The organism is Gordonia sp. QH-12 (genome assembly GCF_001578675.1).
GTDB classification, from domain to species: domain Bacteria; phylum Actinomycetota; class Actinomycetes; order Mycobacteriales; family Mycobacteriaceae; genus Gordonia; species Gordonia sihwensis.
Map to the genome: position 1 here is coordinate 131,987 of NZ_KQ969292.1, position 20,455 is coordinate 152,441.

The 20,455-nt window shown below is 69.2% G+C and carries 18 protein-coding genes; 1 reads left to right on the top strand and 17 read right to left on the bottom strand.

The window, feature by feature from the left end:
• Positions 1 to 10: 10 nt before the first annotated feature.
• The 9 genes from carB to Y710_RS11620 all read right to left on the bottom strand — a co-directional run bounded on the left by carB (position 11) and on the right by Y710_RS11620 (position 10,382).
• A complete protein-coding gene (carB, locus tag Y710_RS11580) occupies positions 11 to 3,340 on the bottom strand; it encodes a carbamoyl-phosphate synthase large subunit (RefSeq protein WP_062367513.1) in 3,330 nt (1,109 codons plus the stop codon).
• On the bottom strand, positions 3,340 to 4,533 hold the full coding sequence (gene carA / locus Y710_RS11585) for a glutamine-hydrolyzing carbamoyl-phosphate synthase small subunit (RefSeq protein ID WP_006894808.1): 1,194 nt from the start codon (positions 4,531 to 4,533) through the stop codon (positions 3,340 to 3,342). Before carA ends, carB begins: the two co-directional genes overlap by 1 nt.
• The gene (locus Y710_RS11590; protein WP_062367534.1) at positions 4,533 to 5,111 is read right to left on the bottom strand and encodes a PH-like domain-containing protein; all 579 of its coding nucleotides are present in this window, start codon (positions 5,109 to 5,111) and stop codon (positions 4,533 to 4,535) included. The genes carA and Y710_RS11590 overlap by 1 nt, the downstream gene beginning before the upstream one ends.
• Complete coding sequence (locus Y710_RS11595; protein ID WP_062367514.1) at positions 5,108 to 6,463, bottom strand: dihydroorotase; 1,356 nt, start codon at positions 6,461 to 6,463, stop codon at positions 5,108 to 5,110. Before Y710_RS11595 ends, Y710_RS11590 begins: the two co-directional genes overlap by 4 nt.
• Complete coding sequence (locus Y710_RS11600; protein WP_062367515.1) at positions 6,463 to 7,497, bottom strand: aspartate carbamoyltransferase catalytic subunit; 1,035 nt, start codon at positions 7,495 to 7,497, stop codon at positions 6,463 to 6,465. Before Y710_RS11600 ends, Y710_RS11595 begins: the two co-directional genes overlap by 1 nt.
• Positions 7,494 to 8,057 (bottom strand): bifunctional pyr operon transcriptional regulator/uracil phosphoribosyltransferase PyrR, encoded by a 564-nt coding sequence (gene pyrR, locus Y710_RS11605; protein ID WP_006894804.1) that lies wholly within the window; start codon positions 8,055 to 8,057, stop codon positions 7,494 to 7,496. Before pyrR ends, Y710_RS11600 begins: the two co-directional genes overlap by 4 nt.
• Positions 8,058 to 8,140: 83 nt before the next feature.
• Complete coding sequence (gene nusB / locus Y710_RS11610) at positions 8,141 to 8,590, bottom strand: transcription antitermination factor NusB (protein WP_062367516.1); 450 nt, start codon at positions 8,588 to 8,590, stop codon at positions 8,141 to 8,143.
• A 49-nt stretch (positions 8,591 to 8,639) separates the two neighbouring features.
• Entirely contained in the window at positions 8,640 to 9,206 is a 567-nt protein-coding gene (efp, locus tag Y710_RS11615) for an elongation factor P (RefSeq protein WP_006894802.1), read from the bottom strand.
• Positions 9,207 to 9,227: 21 nt separating this feature from the next.
• Positions 9,228 to 10,382 (bottom strand): aminopeptidase P family protein, encoded by a 1,155-nt coding sequence (locus Y710_RS11620; RefSeq protein WP_231875729.1) that lies wholly within the window; start codon positions 10,380 to 10,382, stop codon positions 9,228 to 9,230.
• A 24-nt stretch (positions 10,383 to 10,406) separates the two neighbouring features.
• On the opposite strand from Y710_RS11620, the gene Y710_RS11625 reads away from it, so the two are divergent.
• A complete protein-coding gene (locus tag Y710_RS11625) occupies positions 10,407 to 10,898 on the top strand; it encodes a B-4DMT family transporter (RefSeq protein ID WP_006894800.1) in 492 nt (163 codons plus the stop codon).
• Positions 10,899 to 11,173: 275 nt separating this feature from the next.
• Here Y710_RS11625 and aroB read toward each other — a convergent pair whose 3' ends face one another.
• From aroB to alaS, 8 genes are all read right to left on the bottom strand, one after another.
• Entirely contained in the window at positions 11,174 to 12,283 is a 1,110-nt protein-coding gene (gene aroB, locus Y710_RS11630) for a 3-dehydroquinate synthase (RefSeq protein ID WP_045540468.1), read from the bottom strand.
• A 30-nt stretch (positions 12,284 to 12,313) separates the two neighbouring features.
• The gene (locus Y710_RS11635) at positions 12,314 to 12,847 is read right to left on the bottom strand and encodes a shikimate kinase (protein WP_062367517.1); all 534 of its coding nucleotides are present in this window, start codon (positions 12,845 to 12,847) and stop codon (positions 12,314 to 12,316) included.
• Positions 12,844 to 14,058 carry a chorismate synthase gene (aroC, locus tag Y710_RS11640; RefSeq protein WP_039866780.1) on the bottom strand — a complete coding sequence of 405 codons (1,215 nt, stop codon included), beginning with the start codon at positions 14,056 to 14,058 and terminating at the stop codon, positions 12,844 to 12,846. Before aroC ends, Y710_RS11635 begins: the two co-directional genes overlap by 4 nt.
• 57 nt (positions 14,059 to 14,115) lie before the next feature.
• Entirely contained in the window at positions 14,116 to 14,499 is a 384-nt protein-coding gene (locus tag Y710_RS11645) for a prepilin peptidase (RefSeq protein ID WP_006894794.1), read from the bottom strand.
• A 75-nt stretch (positions 14,500 to 14,574) separates the two neighbouring features.
• The gene (locus tag Y710_RS11650; protein WP_062367518.1) at positions 14,575 to 15,420 is read right to left on the bottom strand and encodes a shikimate dehydrogenase; all 846 of its coding nucleotides are present in this window, start codon (positions 15,418 to 15,420) and stop codon (positions 14,575 to 14,577) included.
• Complete coding sequence (gene mltG / locus Y710_RS11655) at positions 15,417 to 17,306, bottom strand: endolytic transglycosylase MltG (RefSeq protein WP_062367519.1); 1,890 nt, start codon at positions 17,304 to 17,306, stop codon at positions 15,417 to 15,419. Before mltG ends, Y710_RS11650 begins: the two co-directional genes overlap by 4 nt.
• Positions 17,307 to 17,336: 30 nt before the next feature.
• Positions 17,337 to 17,765: a Holliday junction resolvase RuvX gene (gene ruvX, locus Y710_RS11660; protein WP_006894791.1), complete on the bottom strand. Its 429-nt coding sequence runs from the start codon at positions 17,763 to 17,765 to the stop codon at positions 17,337 to 17,339.
• On the bottom strand, positions 17,762 to 20,443 hold the full coding sequence (gene alaS / locus Y710_RS11665; RefSeq protein ID WP_045539257.1) for an alanine--tRNA ligase: 2,682 nt from the start codon (positions 20,441 to 20,443) through the stop codon (positions 17,762 to 17,764). The genes ruvX and alaS overlap by 4 nt, the downstream gene beginning before the upstream one ends.
• Positions 20,444 to 20,455 lie beyond the last annotated feature (12 nt).

The following is a 20,455-nucleotide window of genomic DNA, read 5'->3' on the forward strand; positions in this document are numbered from 1 at the left end:
CCGGCCTCTATCACTTGCCCGCCTGCATCTCCGCGTGGCGGCGCTGCAGTGATCGCACGCTCATCGTGGCGTTCAGCGTCGCCTCGATGCCGAGCACCGCAGCGCCCGCACCCTGCACGGTGGTGATGAACGGCACCGTCGCGGCGATCGCGGCGGCACGGATCTCGTACCCGTCGACGCGCGGTCCGGCGGTGCCGAACGGCGTGTTGATGATGAGGTCCACCTTGCGCTCTCTGATGGCGTCGATGACGGTCCGCTCACCCTCCTTGGCCTCGAAGTACTTGCGCACGGTCTCCACCTGGATACCGTTGCGGCGCAGCACGTCCGCGGTACCGCCGGTGGCGAGAACGGTGAAGCCCAGGTCGGCGAGGCGCTTCATCGGGGAGATGATCGAGGCCTTGTCGCGATCGGCCACCGACACGAAGACCGTGCCCGAGCGAGGGAGCGCTCCCCCGGCCGCCTCCTGCGACTTGGCGAAGGCCCGGCCGAAATCGTCGTCGAGTCCCATGACCTCACCGGTCGACTTCATCTCGGGACTCAGCAGCGAGTCGACGCCGGTCCCGTCCTCCCGCCGGAAGCGGTTGAACGGCAGCACGGCCTCCTTGACCGCCACCGGGGCGTTCGCCGGGGTGACCGAACCGTCGCCCTCCGCGGGCAGGATGCCCTGGGTGCGCAGTTCGGCGATCGACATGCCCAGCATGACTCGCGCGCACGCCTTCGCCAGCGGCACCGCGGTGGCCTTCGAGACGAAGGGCACCGTGCGGCTCGCCCGCGGGTTGGCCTCGAGCACGTACAGCACGTCGCCGGCGAGCGCGTACTGAACGTTCATCAGGCCGCGCACGCCCAGACCCCTGGCCAGCGCCGCGGTCGAGGTCCGCACCCGCTCCACCACATCGGCGCCGAGCGTGATCGGGGGCAGCGCGCACGCCGAGTCGCCGGAGTGGATGCCGGCCTCCTCGATGTGCTCCATGATGCCGCCGATGTAGACCTCGTCACCGTCGCACAGCGCGTCGACGTCGATCTCGACGGCGCCCTCCAGGAACCGGTCGACCAGCACCGGGCGGTCGTCGGAGATCTCGGTGGCGTTCGCGATGTAGTCGGCCAGCCCCTGCTCGTCGTAGACGATCTGCATGCCGCGGCCGCCGAGCACGTACGACGGGCGGACCAGCACCGGGTAGCCGATTCCGGCCGCGATGTCCTTGGCGCCCTCGAAGGTGGTGGCGGTCCCGAACTGCGGTGCGGGCAGGCCCGCCTCGACGAGCACCTTGCCGAACTCGCCGCGGTCCTCCGCCAGATCGATGGCGGCCGGGCTGGTGCCGACGATCGGCACGCCTGCGGCCTCGAGCCGTGCGGCGAGCCCCAGCGGAGTCTGCCCGCCGAGCTGGACGATGACGCCCGCGACGGTGCCCGACTGCGATTCGGCGCGGTACACCTCCAGGACGTCCTCGAAGGTCAGCGGCTCGAAGTACAGGCGGTCGGCGGTGTCGTAGTCGGTGGAGACCGTCTCCGGGTTGCAGTTCACCATGACCGTCTCGTATCCGGCCTCCGACAGCGTGAGCGCGGCGTGGACGCAGGAGTAGTCGAACTCGATGCCCTGGCCGATTCGGTTGGGTCCCGAGCCCAGGATCAGCACCTTGGGCCGCTCGGTCTGCGCGGCGATCTCGGTGGTCGCCGCCGGATCGAGCTCGTAGGAGCTGTAGTGGTACGGGGTCTTCGCTTCGAACTCGGCGGCGCACGTGTCGACCGTCTTGTAGACCGGGCGCACGCCCATGCCCGTCCGCAGTTCGCGGATCGCGTCCTCGTCGGTACCGCGGAGGACTGCGATCTGGCGATCCGAGAGTCCGTTGCTCTTGGCGACCCGCAGGGTGAACTCGTCGAGGCTCTCGGCGTCGCGGACCTCGTGACCGATCTGTCGGATGCCGTCGATCTCGGCCAGGAACCACGGGTCGATCGAGGTCGCCTCGTAGATCCGGTCGATGCCGACGCCCGCCTCCAGCAGCAGCATGATCTTGTACATGCGGCCGTCCCTGCCGACCGACACCTCCGACAGCAGCGCCTCGGTGTCGATGGTCGCCGGGTCGGGCCGGTCGGCCTCGGTCCAGAAGCCCGCCGCCTTGGTCTCCAGTGATCGCATCACCTTGCCGAAGGCCTCGGCGAAACTGCGGCCCAGGCTCATCGCCTCGCCCACCGACTTCATCGTGGTGGTGAGTGTGTCGTCGGCGCCCGGGAACTTCTCGAACGCGAAACGCGGAGCCTTGACGACCACGTAGTCGAGCGCCGGCTCGAAGCACGCGGGCGTGACCCGGGTGATGTCGTTCATGATCTCGTCGAGCGAATAGCCGATGGCCAGCTTGGCCGCCATCTTGGCGATCGGGTAACCGGTCGCCTTCGACGCCAGCGCCGACGAGCGCGACACTCGCGGGTTCATCTCGATGACGACCAGGCGGCCGTCGCGCGGGTTCTGGGCGAACTGGATGTTGCAACCGCCGGTGTCGACGCCCACCTTGCGGAGGATGGCGATCGACTGATCGCGCATGATCTGGTACTCGCGGTCGGTCAGCGTCATCGCGGGTGCGACGGTGATCGAGTCGCCGGTGTGCACACCGACCGGATCGACGTTCTCGATCGAGCAGATCACGACGACGTTGTCCTTGTTGTCGCGCATCAGCTCGAGCTCGTACTCCTTCCAGCCGAGGATGGACTCCTCGATCAGGACGTTCGCCGTGGGCGAGGCCGCCAGGCCGCCGCCGGCGATCCGGTCCAGATCGGCTTCGTCGTAGGCCATGCCGGAGCCGAGTCCGCCCATGGTGAACGACGGCCGCACCACCACCGGGTAGCCGAGCTCCTCGACGGTCGCGTACACCTCCTCCATGGTGTGGCAGACCCGCGAGCGGGCGCTCTCGCCGCCGATCTCGGTGACGATGTCCTTGAACATCTGGCGGTCCTCGCCGCGCTGGATGGCGTCGAAGTCGGCGCCGATCAGCTCGATGTCGTGTTTGGCGAGAATGCCCTTCTCATGCAGGCCGACCGCCGCGTTGAGCGCGGTCTGACCGCCCAGGGTCGCGAGCACGGCGTCGATCGGGTGGCCGCCGGCGGCCTCGGTCTCGATGACCTTCTCGATGTACTCCGGAGTGATCGGCTCCACGTACGTGGCGTCGGCGAACTCGGGATCGGTCATGATCGTGGCCGGATTGGAGTTGACCAGCGACACGCGCAGGCCCTCGGCCTTGAGCACCCGGCAGGCCTGGGTGCCCGAGTAGTCGAACTCGCAGGCCTGGCCGATGACGATCGGGCCGGACCCGATCACCAGAACGTGGGAGATGTCTGTACGGCGAGGCATTACGCGCGGGTTCCTTTCATGGCGGAGTTCTCCATCACGTTGACGAACTTGTCGAAGAGATTGGCGGCGTCGTGCGGTCCGGACGCGGCCTCCGGGTGGTACTGCACGGAGAACGCCTGGCCGGACAGCAGCTCCACACCCTCCACGACGCCGTCGTTGGCGCAGACGTGGGAGACGCGGGCACGGCCGAGGTCGGTGTCGAACTCCTCGCCCGCTTCGCCCTCGAGGGCGAAGCCGTGGTTCTGCGAGGTGATGGCGACCCGGCCGGTGGTGGTGTCGAGGACCGGGATGTTGATGCCCCGGTGACCGAACTTGAGCTTGTAGGTACTGCGGCCGAAGGCCCGTCCCAGGATCTGGTTCCCGAAGCAGATGCCGAACGTCGGCAGTCCCGCGTCGATCACCTCGCTGGTCAGCGCGACGGCCGCGTCGGCGGTCGCCGGGTCGCCCGGCCCGTTCGAGAGGAAGAAACCGTCCGGGTTCAGAGCGCGGATGTCGGCGTAGGTGGCGTCTGACGGGAGCACGTGCACCTCCACTCCGCGGGCGGCGAGCATGCGCGGGGTGTTGGCCTTGATGCCCATGTCGAGTGCGGCGACGGTGAACTTCGCCTCCCCGCCGGCCGCCTCGACGATGTACGGCTCGGACGTGCTGACCTGCGCCGCGAGATCGGCACCGGCCATCGACGGCTGGGCGCGGACCGCGTCGAGCATCTCCTCGGTGCTGCCGATCGCATCGCCGGAGAAGATCCCGGCGCGCATCGATCCGCTGTCCCGGAGCACGCGCACCAGTGCGCGGGTGTCGATGCCCGCGATGCCGACCACTCCCTGACCGATCAGCTCGTCTTCGAGCGACGAGCCGGCTCGCCAGTTGGAGACGCGTCGCGTGGGGTTGCGGACCGCGTATCCGGCCACCCAGATCTTCCCCGGATCCTGGTGGTCGATGAAGTCCGCCGACCACCGGACCGACGAACGCTTGCCGAGCAGGCTCTCACTGTCCTCGGTGTTCCAGCCGGTGTTACCGATCTGCGGCGCCGTCGCGACGACGATCTGCCGGTGGTAACTCGGGTCGGTCAACGTCTCCTGGTACCCGGTCATCGCGGTGCAGAAGACCGCTTCGCCCAGAGTGCGTCCCGTGGCGCCGAACGCCTGACCGGTGAAAACCTGGCCGTTCTCCAGCACCATCACCGCTTTGTTCATCACTTGTCTCTCTTCTTCGTCTTCTTGGTGCCAGATTCATGTTCGTCCGTGAGTTCGAGCTCGCGGAAAGCCTTCTCGGTGATCTCCTCGTAGGCCGCCACCCACTCCGGATAGACCGACTTGTCGTCGGCGCGCAGCCCGGAGTCCACCTGGATCCCCGTCGGCAGCGCCCAGCGGATCACCAGCACACCGTCGCGGCTCATCGCCTTGCCCGCGAGCCCGCGTTCGGTGCGGACCGCCACGATCGACTCCTCGGGGATCCAGATCTGCGAGGCGCCCGAGCGCTCGATGAGCAATCCGGCCGGGAACGCCGACAGCTGAGCGTTGGCGCGGTCTCCGAAGTCGCCGACCGCGATGCGGTTCTGCCAGCTCGGAGCCATCGTGCTGCCGAGGTACAGGCCGGTGTGCGGGCCGCGGATGAGCTCTCCCGGGTCGGCGGGCGCCACCGGCAGTTCTCCTACGGTCTCCGCCTGCCTGCGGCCCCGGTTGCGCCAGCCGCGCACCACCATCGCCACCAGCGTCAGCCACACCGCGAGGGCGACGACGGTGACCACCACGTAGTACAGGACCTCGTTCACCGCCACTCACCCGCCGTCTCGCCGAACGCCGGGTCGCAGACCGTGTCGTCGAGCGCCGCGGGTCCCCGCGCCGCCGTGACCCGACCGCGCAGGACCGTCGCCTGCACGACGCCCGGCAGCCGCATCGACTCGTAGGGGGTGTTGCCGGACTTGCTGGCCAGTGTCTGGCCGCGGACCTCCCACGAACCGTCCGGATCGATGATCGTCAGATTCGCCGGCTCACCGACGGCGATCGGCCGCCCCTGGTCGTCGAGGCCGACGATCTGCGCCGGCCGTTCGCTCATCACTCGCGCGACGCCGCGCCAGTCGAGCAGTCCGGGCCGGACCATCGTCTCCACCACGATCGACAGCGCCGTCTCCAGACCCAGCATCCCCGGTCGCGCCTGCGAGAACTCGCAGCACTTCTCCTGCGCCGCATGCGGTGCGTGGTCGGTGGCGACGCAGTCGATGACCCCGTCGGCGAGTGCCGCCCGCAACGCCGTCTTGTCGGTCTCCTCGCGCAGCGGCGGGTTGACACGGTTGACGCCGTCGTAGGTCTCCAGCCGCGAGTCGTCCAGCAGCAGGTGGTGCGGAGTGACCTCCGCGGTGATCTCGATCCCCTGGCCGCGGGCCCAGCGGATCAGCTCGACCGTGCCCGCCGTGGAGGCGTGCGCGATGTGCACCCGGGCCCCGGCGTCTCGCGCCAGCAGCGCGTCGCGCGCGACGATCGACTCCTCGGCGGCACGCGGCCAGCCGGTCAGACCCAGCCGCGCGGCGGTCGGACCGTCGTGCGCGACGGCTCCCACAGTCAGCCGCGGATCCTCGGAGTGCTGCGAGATCAACACTCCGAGCCCCTTCGAGTACTCGAGCGCCCTCTTCATGATGACCGGATCGTGCACGCACTTCCCGTCGTCGCTGAACAGCTTCACCGCAGCGTCGCCGTCGGCCATCATGCCCATCTCGGCGAGTTGCTCGCCGGCGAGTCCGACCGTGACCGCACCCACCGGGTGCACGTCCACCAGACCGATCTCCCGGCCGAGGCGCCACACGTGATCGGTGATCGAGGCGTTGTCGGCCACCGGGTCCGTGTTCGCCATCGCGAAGACCGCCGTGTAGCCGCCGCGCGCCGCCGCTCGCGAGCCCGATTCGACGGTCTCGGTGTCCTCGCGGCCGGGCTGGCGCAGATGTGTGTGCAGATCGACGAAGCCGGGAAGCAGTACGCCGCCTCCGCCGTCGATCGTGTCCGCCCCATCGGGAGCCGGCAGGCCGGCGCCGATCGCGGTGATCTCGCCGTCGACGACGGCGACATCCACCGGGTCGCCGTCACCGTAGGGCCGGACGTTGGTGATCAGGACCGAACCGGTGACGGACACTACTTCACTCCTCGGGAATCGTCGGGGGCGCTGCTGTCGGGTGTTCTGCTGTCCGCTGTTCTGCTGTCGGGTCCGCCGATGGACTCCTCGGCTCCCGCGATGAGGCGGAACAGCACCGCCATGCGGACGTGGACGCCGTTGCGGACCTGTTCGAGGACGGTGGCCTGCGGGGTGTCGGCGACGTTGAAGCCGATCTCCATGCCGCGCAGCATCGGGCCGGGGTGCAGCACCACGGCGTCGTCGCGCAGCATCGCCATGCGGGTGTCCGAGAGCCCGTAGCGCACCGCGTACTCGCGCGCGCTCGGGAAGAATCCGCCGTTCATGCGTTCGGCCTGGACCCGGAGCATCATCACCGCGTCCGCGGCCGGAAGCTCGGCGTCCAGATCGGTGGCGACCCGGACCGGCCACGTCTGCACGCCCGTCGGCAGCAGGGTCGGCGGTGCCACGAGGACCACCTCGGCACCGAGGGTCGCGAGCAGCCGGGCGTTCGACCGCGCCACGCGCGAGTGCAGGATGTCGCCGACGATCGCCACGCGGCGACCTTCGAAACCGCCCAGACGCTGGCGAATCGTGTAGGCGTCGAGGAGCGCCTGCGTGGGGTGTTCATGCGTGCCGTCGCCGGCGTTGATGACCGACGGACCGGTGGTCGGCAGGCCAGTGACGTCGCTGCCGTCGTTGGTCCACCGCGCCACCTGGGCGGCGGCGCCGGATGCCGGGTGCCGCACCACCAGGGCGTCCGCGCCGAGGGCGCGCAGCGTCTTGGCGGTGTCGCGCAGCGACTCGCCCTTGTTGACCGACGAACTCGATGCGCTGACGTTGATCGCATCGGCGCTCATCCACTTGGCGGCGACCTCGAACGAGACGCGGGTGCGCGTCGAGTTCTCGTAGAAGACGGTCATCACCGTCCGGCCGCGGAGGGTGGGGAGTTTGCGGACCTCACGGCCGGCAAGCGCCTGCTCGAACCGCTGGGCCTCGTCGAGGATGTCGAGCGCGTCGTCGCGGGACAGGTCGGCGGCGGAGAGCAGGTGCTTCATCGGAGCACCACCTCGTCGATCCCGTCGTGCTCCACCAGGTGGACTTCGACGTCCTCGTCCCGGGAGGTCGGGACGTTCTTGCCGACGTAGTCGGCGCGCAGGGGCAACTCCCGGTGGCCGCGATCGACCAGCACCGCGAGTTGCACCGCGGACGGACGGCCGAGATCGCGCAGCGCGTCGAGCGCGGCGCGCACGGTGCGGCCGGAGAAGAGGACGTCGTCGACGAGGATCACCAGCGCGCCGTCGACGCCGCCCTCGGGGACGAGCGTCCGTTCGAGCGGGCGATGGGGCTTGTCGCGAAGGTCGTCGCGGTAGAGCGTGATGTCGAGGTAGCCGGTCGGCACCCGGACGCCGGAGAACTCGGCGATCCGCTCGGCCAGCCGCACTGCCAGCGAGGTGCCCCGCGTGGGGATACCGATGAGCAGGACCCGACGGGCGTCGGGAGCGTCCAGAGCGGTCTTCTCGATCACTTGATGTGCCATGCGTGCCACCGTGCGCCCGACGTCAGAAGCGTCGAGTAACACACGCTGAGGGCGCGCACGATCGACCGGCGGAGCCAAGTCGACCTCCTTCTCCGCCTCACTGGACGGGTCGTTAAAGGAAATTCTCTTGTCGAGCCAGAACTTGCTCTCGAGCAGCCAGTCTACTCCGCCGAGGCCGCCGCCCTGACCTGAGGGGCCAGTTCGGCGACCTTGCCGAGGACGCCGTTGACGAACGACGGGGAATCGTCGGTCGAGAGCTCCTTGGCGAGCTCGACGGCCTCGTCGAGCACGACGTCGATGTCGACGTCGGTCGCGTACAGCAGCTCCCAGACGGCCAGCCGCAGAATGGCGCGGTCGACCGCCGGGAGCCGGTGCAGCTTCCAGTTCTCCAGATGCGACTCGATCACGGCGTCCACCTGGGAGGCGTCCGTGGTGACACCCTCGACGACGCGCACGGTGTGCTCGTACATCGTTCCGACGCTGTCGTCGGTGGGGTAGATCTCGCGCCGCTCAGCGATCAGCTGGGTGGCCTTCACGCCCTTGGCTTCCGCCTCGAACAGAAGGTCCACCGCGCGCTTGCGCGCCTTGTGGCGGGTACCGGGTTTCTTCACGTGAGTCGCAGTGCCTGTCTTGCTCGGGGAACGTCGGTGGTGCGGTGTGTCAGCTGTTGACGCGGCCGAGGTAGCTGCCGTCGCGGGAATCGATCTTCAGCTTGTCGCCGGTGTTGATGAACAGCGGCACCTGGACCTCGGCGCCGGTCTCCAGCGTGGCGGGCTTGGAGCCGCCGGTCGATCGATCGCCCTGCAGACCCGGGTCGGTGTGCTGGACCTCGAGTTCGACGGTGACCGGGAGCTCCACCGACAGCGGCGCGCCCTCGTGGGTCGAGACCTGGACGGTCATGTTCTCCAGCAGGAAGCGCGCACCGTCGCCGATGACCTCGGGGGCGATGGTGATCTGGTCGAAGGTCTCGCCGTCCATGAACACGTAGTCGGTGCCGTCGTTGTACAGGTAGGTCATGTCGCGACGGTCGACGGTCGCCGTCTCCACCTTGACTCCGGCGTTGAAGGTCTTGTCGACGATCTTGCCCGACAGGACGTTCTTGATCTTGGTGCGCACGAACGCGGGGCCCTTGCCCGGCTTCACGTGCTGGAATTCCAGAATCTGCCAGAGCTGGTCGCCCTCCATCTTGAGGACGAGGCCGTTCTTGAAGTCGGCGGTCGACGCCATATGTGTTGTCTCCTCGGAAAGTCACAGGGCGCGGAGCGCCCTCGGGGTGGTCGTCAGCAATCGCGGTCCGGCATCGGTGACCACCAGGGTGTCTTCGATCCGCACGCCGCCGCGCCCGGGCAGGTAGATCCCGGGTTCAACGGTGACCGTTGCGCCGACAGGCAGTGTACCGCTCGCGGCGGCCCCGATTCCCGGACCTTCGTGGATCTCCAACCCCACCCCGTGCCCCAGACCGTGCACGTAGTACTCGCCGTACCCCGCGTCCGCGATCACCTCGCGGGCGACGGCGTCGACCCCCGCCAGGTCGGCGCCGGGAACGAGGGCCTCGCGGCCGGCGAGCTGCGCGGCCTCGACGATCTCGTAGATCTCGCGTTGCCACGCCGCCGCGGCCCCCAGTACGTAGGTGCGGGTCATGTCCGAGTGATAGCCGCCGGCGACCGCGCCGAAATCCATCTTGACCAGGTCGCCGTCGGCGAGCACCGCATCGGTGGGGCGATGGTGCGGGATCGCCGAGTTCGGCCCGGCGGCGACGATCGTCTCGAAGGCGATGGCGTCGGCGCCGCGCACGTACATCTCCCACTCGAGGTCGCGCGCCACGGCGCGCTCGGTGCGGCCCGGGACGATCGCGTCGCGTTCGATCAGAGCGGCGAGGGCCTCGTCGCCGATCCGGCACGCTGACGTGATCAATTCCACTTCACCGGCGTCCTTGACCGCGCGCAGCGCTTCCACAGTTCCGCGCAGCGGGACCAGTTCCGCGCCGGCGTGCTGCGACAGGTCGGTGAACGCCGCCACCGACATCGCGTCCGCCTCGATGCCGATCCGAACGCGCGGGCGCAGGCCGGCGGCGTGCTCGACGAGGGCGCGCGGGCAGTCGCGGGCGATCAGCGCCGGCAGGTCGGGTACCTGTGCGGCCACCTGCGACACATATCTGCCGTCCGTCGAGATCGTGTCCTCGGGCCGCTCCGGCCGCTCGGCCCAGACGAGGACCGCCGCGTTGCTGCCGGTGAAACCTGTGAGGTAACGCACGTTGACCAGGTTCGACACGACGATCGCGTCCACCTGGTCCCCCGCCGCGTCGTCTCCCAATGCCCGGGACAATCGAGCGCGCCTGGCCGCGATCGTCGCGCCGGCCTCGGCGTGCGCCGGTTCTTTCCGCATGTCAGCGTTGTTGAACATGTTCCTCCCCGGTATGGTGCATCCATGAGTTCGTGGCTACTGCGTGGCGCCGTGATGTCGATTGTGCACATCGCCGCCCGAATCATTCTCGGTGTCGTCGTCATCACGGCACCTCTGTCCTCGCCACTCGGACGCTGGCTCGCGGTGATCGCCGTGGTGCTGATCGCGGTGATCTGGGGCGGATACGACGGCATCAGGGACGCCCGCGCGCACAGCGACCCCGACGACTACGAGGATCTCACGATGCGCTGGCTCAAGGTCGGCCTCGTGGCCGCCGTCGTGTCGTGCCTCGTGTGCTGGATCCTCGGAACCTTCTGGCTGAACGGTATCGGCCAGGCCTCCTTCTGGATCGAGATGACCGCCGGCGTCTCGTTCATCACCCTCATCGTCTACCTGCCGGCGTTCTTCGGCGTCAGCCTCGGGCGCTTCTTCGTCCGCCGCGACCAGCGGAAGGCCGAGTTGAAGGCGCAGGAAGCAGCAGAAGCGCAGACCGCTCAGCTGGCGACCACTGCCTGAGCATCGTCTCCACGACGGCGGGCCGGGAACCTTCGAGGTTCCCGGCCCGCTGTTGTTTGTGCTGTGAGGGGGTTTCGACTCGCTTCGCTCGCTCAGCCAGCCTGAGGAGCAGCGCGCGCAATCAGCCTGCCGGGCGGCCCGCTCAACCAGCCTGCCGGGCGGCCCGCTCAACCAGCCTGCCGGGCAGCCAGCTCAGCCGGCCTGCCGGTGGGCACTTCACATCCAGGGTGGTTGAGCGAGCGGAGCGAGTCGAAATCATCCCACCCTCGAACCGCTCACAGCATGATCGGGGCGGGGCCCGAGGCTCCGCCGGAGGCGACGGCCGAGTAGGCGGCCGCGATCAGCGACGGGTCCGGAGCCTCCAGACGGCCGGGCTTCGCCAGACCGTCGAGCACCACGAATCGGAGCATGCCCGACCGGTTCTTCTTGTCGCCGGCCATCGTCTTGAGGAGTTCGCCGAGCGCGTCCTCGTCGTAGGTCGTGGGCAGACCCACGAGTTCGAGGATCCGGCGATGGCGGTCGGCGGTCTCGTCGTCGAGCCGGCCCGCGAGCCGCCCGAGTTCGGCGGCGAAGACCATGCCGACGGAGATCGCGGCACCGTGGCGCCACTTGTAGCGTTCACGGCGTTCGATCGCGTGACCGAGCGTGTGACCGTAGTTGAGGATCTCCCGCAGTGAGGACTCCTTCAGATCCGCGGACACGACGTCGGCCTTCACCTGGACCGACCGGCGGATCAGCTCCGGCAGGACCGTCCCCTTCGGGTCGAGGGCGGCACCGGGGTCGGCTTCGATCATGTCGAGGATCACCGGATCGGCGATGAATCCGGTCTTGATGACCTCGGCGAGCCCGGCGACGACCTCGTTGTGCGGGACCGTCTCCAGCGTCGCGAGATCGATGAGCACGGCGTCGGGCTCGTGGAACGACCCGACGAGGTTCTTTCCGGCATCGGTGTTGATGCCGGTCTTGCCGCCCACCGCGGCGTCGACCATCGCCAGCAGCGTGGTCGGCACGTGGATGACGCCGATGCCCCGCATCCACGTCGCGGCCACGAAACCGGCGAGGTCGGTGGCGGCACCGCCGCCCAGGCTGATGACCTTGTCGTTGCGCATCATGCCGATGCGTCCGAAGACCTCCCAGCAGAAGGAGGCGACGGAGAGGTCCTTGCCATCCTCGGCGTCCGGGATCTCGACGCGATGCGCATCGAAGCCCTGTTCGGCCAGATACTCGCGGATCTGCTCGGCGGTGGCCTTGAGGGTCGGCTGATAGACGATCGTCACGCGATCGGCGCCCTGCGCCGCTTCGGCGACGTCGGAGAGCAGACCCCGGCCGATCGTCACGTCGTAGGGACTCGCCGCGCGGACGGCGACCTTCACCGGTTCGGTCATGCCTGATCTCCCATGTTCATTGGTCGGCGTTCATTGGTCGGCCCGCACCGCCTGCAGTCGGGCCCGGATGTCGTCGACGACAGTCTGCGGGTTCCGGGCCGCGTCCACCTCGACGGCCGCGACGGCGCGATAGGTCGGTTCTCGGCGCGACAGCAGGTCCGCATAGCGCCGACGTGGGTCGGGGTCGGCGAGCAACGGTCGGTCGGACGCAGCGACGCGCGCGAACCCGGTGTCGGCGCCGACCCTGAGATACACCACGGCGTGGCCGGCGAGCGCTTCGCGGATCGTGTCGGTCATCACCGCTCCTCCACCCAGCGAGACCACACCGTCGAACCGGCCCAGAACGTCGATGACGACCTCGGACTCCAGCCGGCGGAAGGCCGGTTCGCCGTCGGCGGCGAAGATGTCCGGGATGCTCCTGCCGGAGCGGCGTTCGAGTTCGTCGTCGGTGTCGCAGAAGGCGACGCCGAGAGCGTGGGCCAGTGCGCGGCCGACGGTCGACTTGCCCGCTCCCATCGGGCCGACGAGAACCGCGGCCGGACGGCCGGTGGCCTGTGCCGTCACGACTGCGGGTGCGGCGGACGGCTCTCGATCACGTCGAGGTAGCTGCGCAGGTTGGCGGCGGTCTCGGAGACCGAGTCGCCGCCGAACTTCTCCAGCGCCGCCTGTGCCAGCACCAGCGCGACCATCGCCTCGGCGACCACACCCGCGGCGGGCACGGCGCACACGTCGCTGCGCTGGTGGATGGCGGTGGCGGGCTCGCCCGTGGTCATGTCGACGGTCGACAGCGCCCGAGGGACCGTCGAGATCGGCTTCATCGCGGCCCGGACACGGACCGACTCGCCGTTGGTCATCCCGCCTTCCAGCCCGCCCGCACGATTGGTGGAGCGAAGCACCCCATCGGCTCCGGGGACCATCTCGTCGTGCGCCTGGCTGCCGCGACGCCGCGCCGTCTCGAAGCCGTCACCGACCTCGACGCCCTTGATGGCCTGGATGCCCATCAGGGCCGCGGCCAGCCGAGCATCGAGCCTGGTCTCGCCGCTGACGTGCGAGCCGAGTCCGATCGGGACACCGGTGGCGATCACCTCGACGACGCCGCCGAGCGTGTCACCGTCGCGCTTGGCGGCCTCGATCTCGTCGATCATCGACTGCTCGGCGTCCTTGCCGAAGGCGCGGACCGGGCTCTCGTCGATCGCCGACAGATCGGCGGCGGTCGGCGCGGGACCGTCGTACGGCGTACTCGCACCGATCGAGACGACGTGCGAGACGATCTCGATGCCGAAGACCTGCCGCAGGAAGTTCCGGGCCACCGTGCCCGCGGTGACGCGCGCCGCCGTCTCCCGTGCGCTCGCCCGCTCCAGCACCGGACGGGCGTCGTCGAAGCCGTACTTCAGCATGCCGGAGTAGTCGGCGTGCCCGGGTCGCGGACGGGTCAGCGCCGCATTGCGCGCGCTGCCCTCGAGTTCCTCGGCGTCGACCGGATCGGCCGACATCACCTGTTCCCACTTGGGCCACTCGGTGTTGCCGATCTCGACGGCCACCGGGCCGCCCATCGTCAGCCCGTGGCGGACTCCGCCGATCATCGTGACCTTGTCGGCCTCGAACTTCATACGGGCGCCGCGGCCGTAGCCCAGCCGGCGGCGGGCCAGTTGTTCGGCGATGTCGGACGAGGTGATCTCCACTCCGGCGACCATCCCCTCGACGAGGGCCACCAGGGCCGGGCCATGGGATTCTCCGGCAGTTATCCAGCGCAACACAATGGTCAATTGTTCCAGAAGGGTCCACCGGCGGCACAGGCAGGCACTCCGGACGGTTTCGCCGCCGCGCACCGGTCATGTCAGCAGCAGGAAGAGGATGGTCGACGCCGCGAGGGCGGGCCCGTGCGGCAGGCTGGTCTTTCTGGCGACACCGCAGGTCACGAGGGAGATCACCGCCGCCGCCACCACGACGAGGCCGCTCACGATCGGTTCACCGACCAACGCGCCGCACGGCACGGCGAGCTTGACGTCGCCGCCACCGCAGTGTCCGCGCGCGAAGGCCAGCACATACGGCACGACGGCGACCGCCGCCGATGCTCCGACGACGGGCAGACACACCGCCACGGCGGCGGTGCCCACCATCGCAGGAACGACCAGGGAGTTCGGGATGCGCCCGGTCCGGCGGTCGATCGCGGCGACGAGCAGAAGCCAGGCGGCTGCCAGGAGTTCGGGGACCATCGCTCGAGCGTCCTCGTCCCTGTGGACCGCGACAATCACCCGATCCACAGGCCCCGGCGCCCGACGGGGGTCGACTCAGAGCGCCAGACCGACCGCCGCAGCCATGGCGGCCTTCGGGGCAGGTCTGCCGGTGAACTGCTCCACCTGGCTGTAGGCCTGGTTCAACAACATCACCAGTCCCCCGACCACGGTGCCGCCGGCGGCGGCCGTCGCGGCGGCGAGCGGCGTCGGCCACGGGTCGTAGATCACGTCGATCAGGCGCGGCGTGGCGGTCACCGCCGGAATCAGCGCCTCGGCGGCCGGCGCCGGCACTGTCGACACGGTGACGTCGGCGGCCGCGCACGCCTGACGCACCGTCGCGCCGCCGTCGAAGGGCACCACCTCCACCGACAGGCCGAGTTGCTCGGCGAGGTCGCACGCGCCGCGCGCCCGCTGGGCACTGCGTGCGACGATAGACACCGCTGAGACGCCGGCGTCGGCCAGCGCCGCTAGCGTCGGCAGAGCGGTTCCGCCCGCGCCTATCACCACGGCTCGCGATGCCCCGGCCGGGAGTCCGGCCGCTGCCAGCGCGCCGGTCATCCCGTCCACGTCGGTGCAGTCGGCCCGCCACCCCGCGTCGGTGCGCACCAGGGTGTTGGCCGATCCGATCAATTCGGCTCGGCGCGTCCGCTCGTCGGCGAAGGCCAGCGCCGCGAGCTTTCCCGGCATCGTCACCGAGAAACCGATCCATTCGGCACCCGCGCGGGAAACGCGGTCGGGAAGCTGCTCCGCCGTGGTGTCGATGGCCTCGTACGTCCAGCCTCGCAGACCCAGCGCCCGGTAGGCCGCACGGTGCAGCGCCGGAGACTTGGAGTGCGCCACCGGCGAGCCGAGCACCGCGGCCTTGCGTGGTACGGGGTCCACGGGATCCTCGCCCGTCATTCGCAGCCGGTGGTCAGGAGCTTGTTCTTGCACGCCACCTGACGGTTCTTCTTGTGCTGGTCGAAGGTCTTCGAGAACAGCGTGGTGCCCTGCTTGTCGACGGTGACGAAGTACAGCCAGTCGCCGCTGGCGGGATTCAGCGTGGCGTGCAGCGCACGCTCACCGACCGCACCGATCGGTGTGATCGGCAAGCCCTCGTGCTGGTAGGTGTTCCAGGCGTTCTCGTCCTTGTAGACGTCACCGCGCACATCGACGTCCGTGACGGCCGCGGTGTAGTTGATCGTCGAATCCATCTCCAGCCGCTGTCCGGCCTTGAGCCGGTTCAAGATCACGCGGGCGACCTTGGGGAAGTCCTCGTCCTTGTTCGCCTCGCGTTCGACGATCGACGCCGTCACCAGGTTCTGGTAGGGCGTGAGTCCGGTGTTGTTGTCGGACTGCAGGCCCCATGCCGTGAAGCGCTTGTCGGAGTTGGTGATCAGGGTGTGCAGTATCTCCACGGCGGACATCCGCGGGTCGAGATCCTCCCACGCACCCGAGGCGATGAGCCCCTCGATCCGGCGATGGTCGTTGCCGAGCCGGTTGAACGCCTCGAGCGCCCACGACGGGATGCCGAGTTCGGTGGCGCTGGCGGTCGCGGCGGCCTCCATCAGCTGATCGACGGTGACCCCGTACGTCTGATCGTCGGTCTTCACCGTCGTCGCGTCGGCGATCCGCTGGAAGATGCCCGGCGTCGTCTTGCCGTCGACGCCCTTCTTGGTGTCGAGCTGCAGACCTTCGGGCACCACCATGAAACCGACGCGATTGTCGCTGCCCTGCATCTTCTGCACCGCCGCCTCGGCCGAGATGCCCTTGGGCAGTTTGTAGAAGCCCGCGGCGACGGTGTCGTTGCCGGTGGCGTTGACGAAGGCCTTGCGGCTGCCGACCACCCCGGCGTCGGTGAGAGTGTCGCCGATGTCACGCACCGTCGCATCGCTCTGGATCTCCACGAGCGCCGACCCGTGCCCGGTGCTGCTGTCGTAGTCGGTGCTGGAGTCGAAGACGCCGAGCGCCTTCAGCGCGATGCCCGCCAGGACCAGGATGACCACGAGGAGGATCGCCAGAACGGCGACGACCACCTTGCGGTTGCGCTTGCGGGCGGGCATCGGACGATCGACGAGATCGGCGTCCTCATCGGCGCCGCCGGCCGGCGCATAGCCCGCCGCCGCGACGTCCTGGCCCACGGTGCCCGCCGCTCGAGGGTCCGCGGACGCGTACTCGGCAGGTGCATGGTCGGCCGGCGCATACTCAGCCGATGAATAGTCGGTCGGCGCATAGCCGGTGGCGGCGTACTCCGCCGGCGGCGCGTCGTACCGGGCATGCGATCCGGTGGTCTCGCCCGGGGTGACGTCGTCCTGCGTGACATCCAGGATGTCGAAGAGACCGGTCGGCTCGGGTTGTTGCACCGGCTGAGCCTGTGGGACCTGAGTCTGTGGGACCTCGGTCTGGGGCACCTGAGTCTGCGGGACCTGAGTCTGCTGCTCCTGCGCGTGACGTGCCGGCGGGTTCACGATCGTCGGCGGTTCCGTCGAGTGCGGCGAGGTCCGCGGTTCGGTGAAGCTCAGCCCCTCCACCTCGGTCGGGCGGTACTGGACCTGGAAGTACGGCGACGGCTCGCCGGCAGGCGGCTCCGGGGTCCGGTACTCGATCGTCGGATCCGGCAGTGAATCCCCCACCCGGACGATCGGAATGCTGCCCGTCGTCGTCGGATCACCGGGCGCACGCCGGCGGCGATGCCGGTTGCCCGACTGTCCGGCGCCCATCGACTCCGCGAAGTAGCGGCGCCGGTCTCCGTCAGACGGCAATCGTCCGCCGGATCCTTCGCTGCGCGGGTCGTCCTGGTCAGACACTTGAGAGATTCCTCCTCGTCGGCTGGCGGCTCATCGTTGCGCGTCGAGCCATCCCTGAAGGATAGCGACAGCCGCAGCCTGATCCACGACGGCACGCGCGTCTTTCGCTTTCACTCCCGACGCACGCAGCGCAGCAGTCGCAGTGACTGTGGTGAGCCTCTCGTCGTAGAACTCGATCGCGACTCCGTCGGCTTCGGCCGCCAGTTGACGTCCGAAATACCGCGCGGCACGGACCGCCGGTCCCTCTTCGCCGCGCAGTGTCCGCGGCAGGCCGATCACCACGCCGATCGCCTCGTACTCGGCGATGATCTCCACGATCCGCGCCACGTCGGAACCGTCCTTGGCGCGCCGGACCGTCTCGACCGGGGTCGCCAGGATTCCGTCGGGGTCGCACACCGCGACCCCGACGCGCACGCTTCCCACGTCGATGGCGATGCGGCGTCCGCGAGGTGAGATCACCGGCCGCCGACGACCTCGCGCAGCCGCGCCAGAGCGGCGTCGATGCCCGCGGCGTCGGTGCCCGAGCCCTGTGCCAGGTCCGGCTTGCCGCCGCCCCGGCCCGACACCAGCGGTGCCAGTTCCTTCACGAGGTCGCCCGCCTTGACACCGGCCGCGCGCGCGGCGTCGGTGGTGCCGATCGCGAACGGGACCTTGCCGTCGGCCGACGAGAAGAGTGCGACAACCGCATTGCGGTCGGCGACGCGGCCACGGAGGTCGGTCACCAGTCCGCGCAGGCCGTTCGCGTCCACACCGTCCGCGACGCGGGCCGCCACGAGCAGCGTGTCACCGACGGTGACGGCCTCGTCGATCAGGCCCGCGACCGCTGCCCGGGACTGCTCCGCCCGCAGTGCCGCGACGGTCTTCTCGGCCTCCTTGAGCTTCAGGACCAACTGCTCGACCCGATCGGGCACCTCCTCGGAGGGCACCTTGAGGGACGCGGCCAGGCCGGCCATCAGGGCACGCTCCCGCGAGAGGTAGCGGAAGGAGTCCATGCCGACGTATGCCTCGACGCGGCGGGTGCCCGACCCGACCGACGACTCGCCGATCACCGTGATCGGACCGATCTGCGCCGAGCTCGCCACATGGGTGCCGCCGCAGAGTTCCATCGAGAACGGTCCGCCGATCTCGACCACCCGGACGCGGTCACCGTAGTTCTCGCCGAACAGCGCCATGGCACCCATCGCCTTGGCCTTCGCCAGATCGGTCTCGAAGGTGTTCACCGCGTAGTTGGCTTCCACCGCTTGGTTGGCGATCCGCTCGATCTCCTCGCGCTGAGCGTCCGTGAGCCCACTGCCTGCATGGAAGTCGAAACGCAGGTAACCCGGACGGTTCAGCGAACCGGCCTGGGTGGCGGTGGGGCCGAGGACCTCCCGCAGCGCGGCGTGCACCATGTGCGTCCCCGAATGCCCCTGAGTGGCGCCGTGACGCCAGCCCGCGTCCACCGCGGCGAGCACCTCGTCGCCCTCGACGATCTCGCCCTCGTCGACCACCACCCGGTGCAGCCACACCTTCTTGCCGACCTTCTGGACGTCTCGGACGGCCAGCCGCACACCGTCTCCGGTGGTGATCGTTCCCCGGTCGGCCATCTGGCCGCCCGACTCGGCGTAGAGGGGGCTGCGGTCGAGGATCAGTTCCAGTTCGGTGCCGGGGGCGGCGGACCGGACACGCTGTCCGTCGGCCACCAGGCCCAGCACGCGAGCCTCCGACACCAGTTCGTCGAAACCGGTGAACTCGGTGGGTCCGCGGTCGAGGAACTCGCGGTACACCGACTGGTCGGCGTGCGACGACTTGCGCGCACTCGCATCGGCCTTCGCGCGGCGGCGCTGCTCGCCCATCAGCTCGGAGAAGCCCTCGCGGTCCACCTCCAGACCCGCTTCGGCCGCCATCTCCAGGGTCAGGTCGATCGGGAAGCCGTAGGTGTCGTGGAGGGTGAAGGCGTCGCTGCCGCTGATCGAGGTGCTTCCGGCCCTCTTGGTGGCGTCGGCCGCCTCCGAGAACAGCTTGGAGCCCGCTGCCAGCGTCCGGGCGAAGGTGGTCTCCTCGGCCACCGCGACCGACAGGATGTGGGCCCGCTGCTGCTCCAATTCGGGGTACGACGGGCTCATCACATCGATCACTTCGGCGATGATCCGCTCCATCGTGGCCTCGCCGGCGCCGGTGGTGCCCGACCCCAGCAGCCGCATGGACCGCACGATGCGGCGCAGCAGTCGGCGCAGCACGTACCCGCGACCGTCGTTCGCGGGAACCACACCGTCGCCGATCAGCATCGCCGCGGTGCGGGCGTGGTCGGCGACCACGCGGAAGCGGACGTCGTCCTCGTGCTTGCCCGCTCCGTACTCGCGGCCGGTGAGGCGGGACGCGAGGTCGATGATCGGCTTGAGCAGGTCGGTCTCGTAAACGTTGTCGACGCCCTGCAGCAGGCAGGCGACCCGCTCGATGCCCATGCCGGTGTCGATGTTCTTCTTCGGCAGCGGGCCGAGGATCTCGTAGTCGTCCTTGCTGGTGCCCTCACCGCGTTCGTTCTGCATGAAGACGAGATTCCAGATCTCGATGTACCGGTCCTCGTCGGCCTCGGGACCGCCTTCGACGCCGTACTCGGGGCCGCGGTCGTAGAAGATCTCCGAACACGGACCGCACGGTCCGGGCACGCCCATCGACCAGTAGTTGTCGGCCATGCCGCGCCGCTGGATCCGTTCGGACGGCACGCCGATCTCGTCGCGCCAGATGCTCTCGGCCTCGTCGTCGTCGAGGTACACCGTCGGCCACAGCCTCGTCGGGTCGATGCCGTATCCGCCGTCCTCGACCGAATTGGTCAGCAGTTCCCAAGCGAACCGGATCGCCTCGCGCTTGAAGTAGTCGCCGAAGGAGAAGTTGCCCGCCATCTGGAAGAAGGTGTTGTGGCGGGTGGTGATCCCGACCTCTTCGATGTCGAGGGTGCGCACGCACTTCTGCACGCTCGTCGCGCGGGTGTACGGCGGTGTCTGGTCGCCGAGGAAGAAGGGCTTGAAAGGCACCATGCCGGCGTTGACGAACAGAAGGTTCGGATCGTCCAGGATCAGCGAGGCGCTCGGCACCTCGGTGTGTCCGGCGCGGATGAAGTGATCCAGGAATCGCTTCCGGATTTCATGCGTCTGCACTGCGGCGGTGTC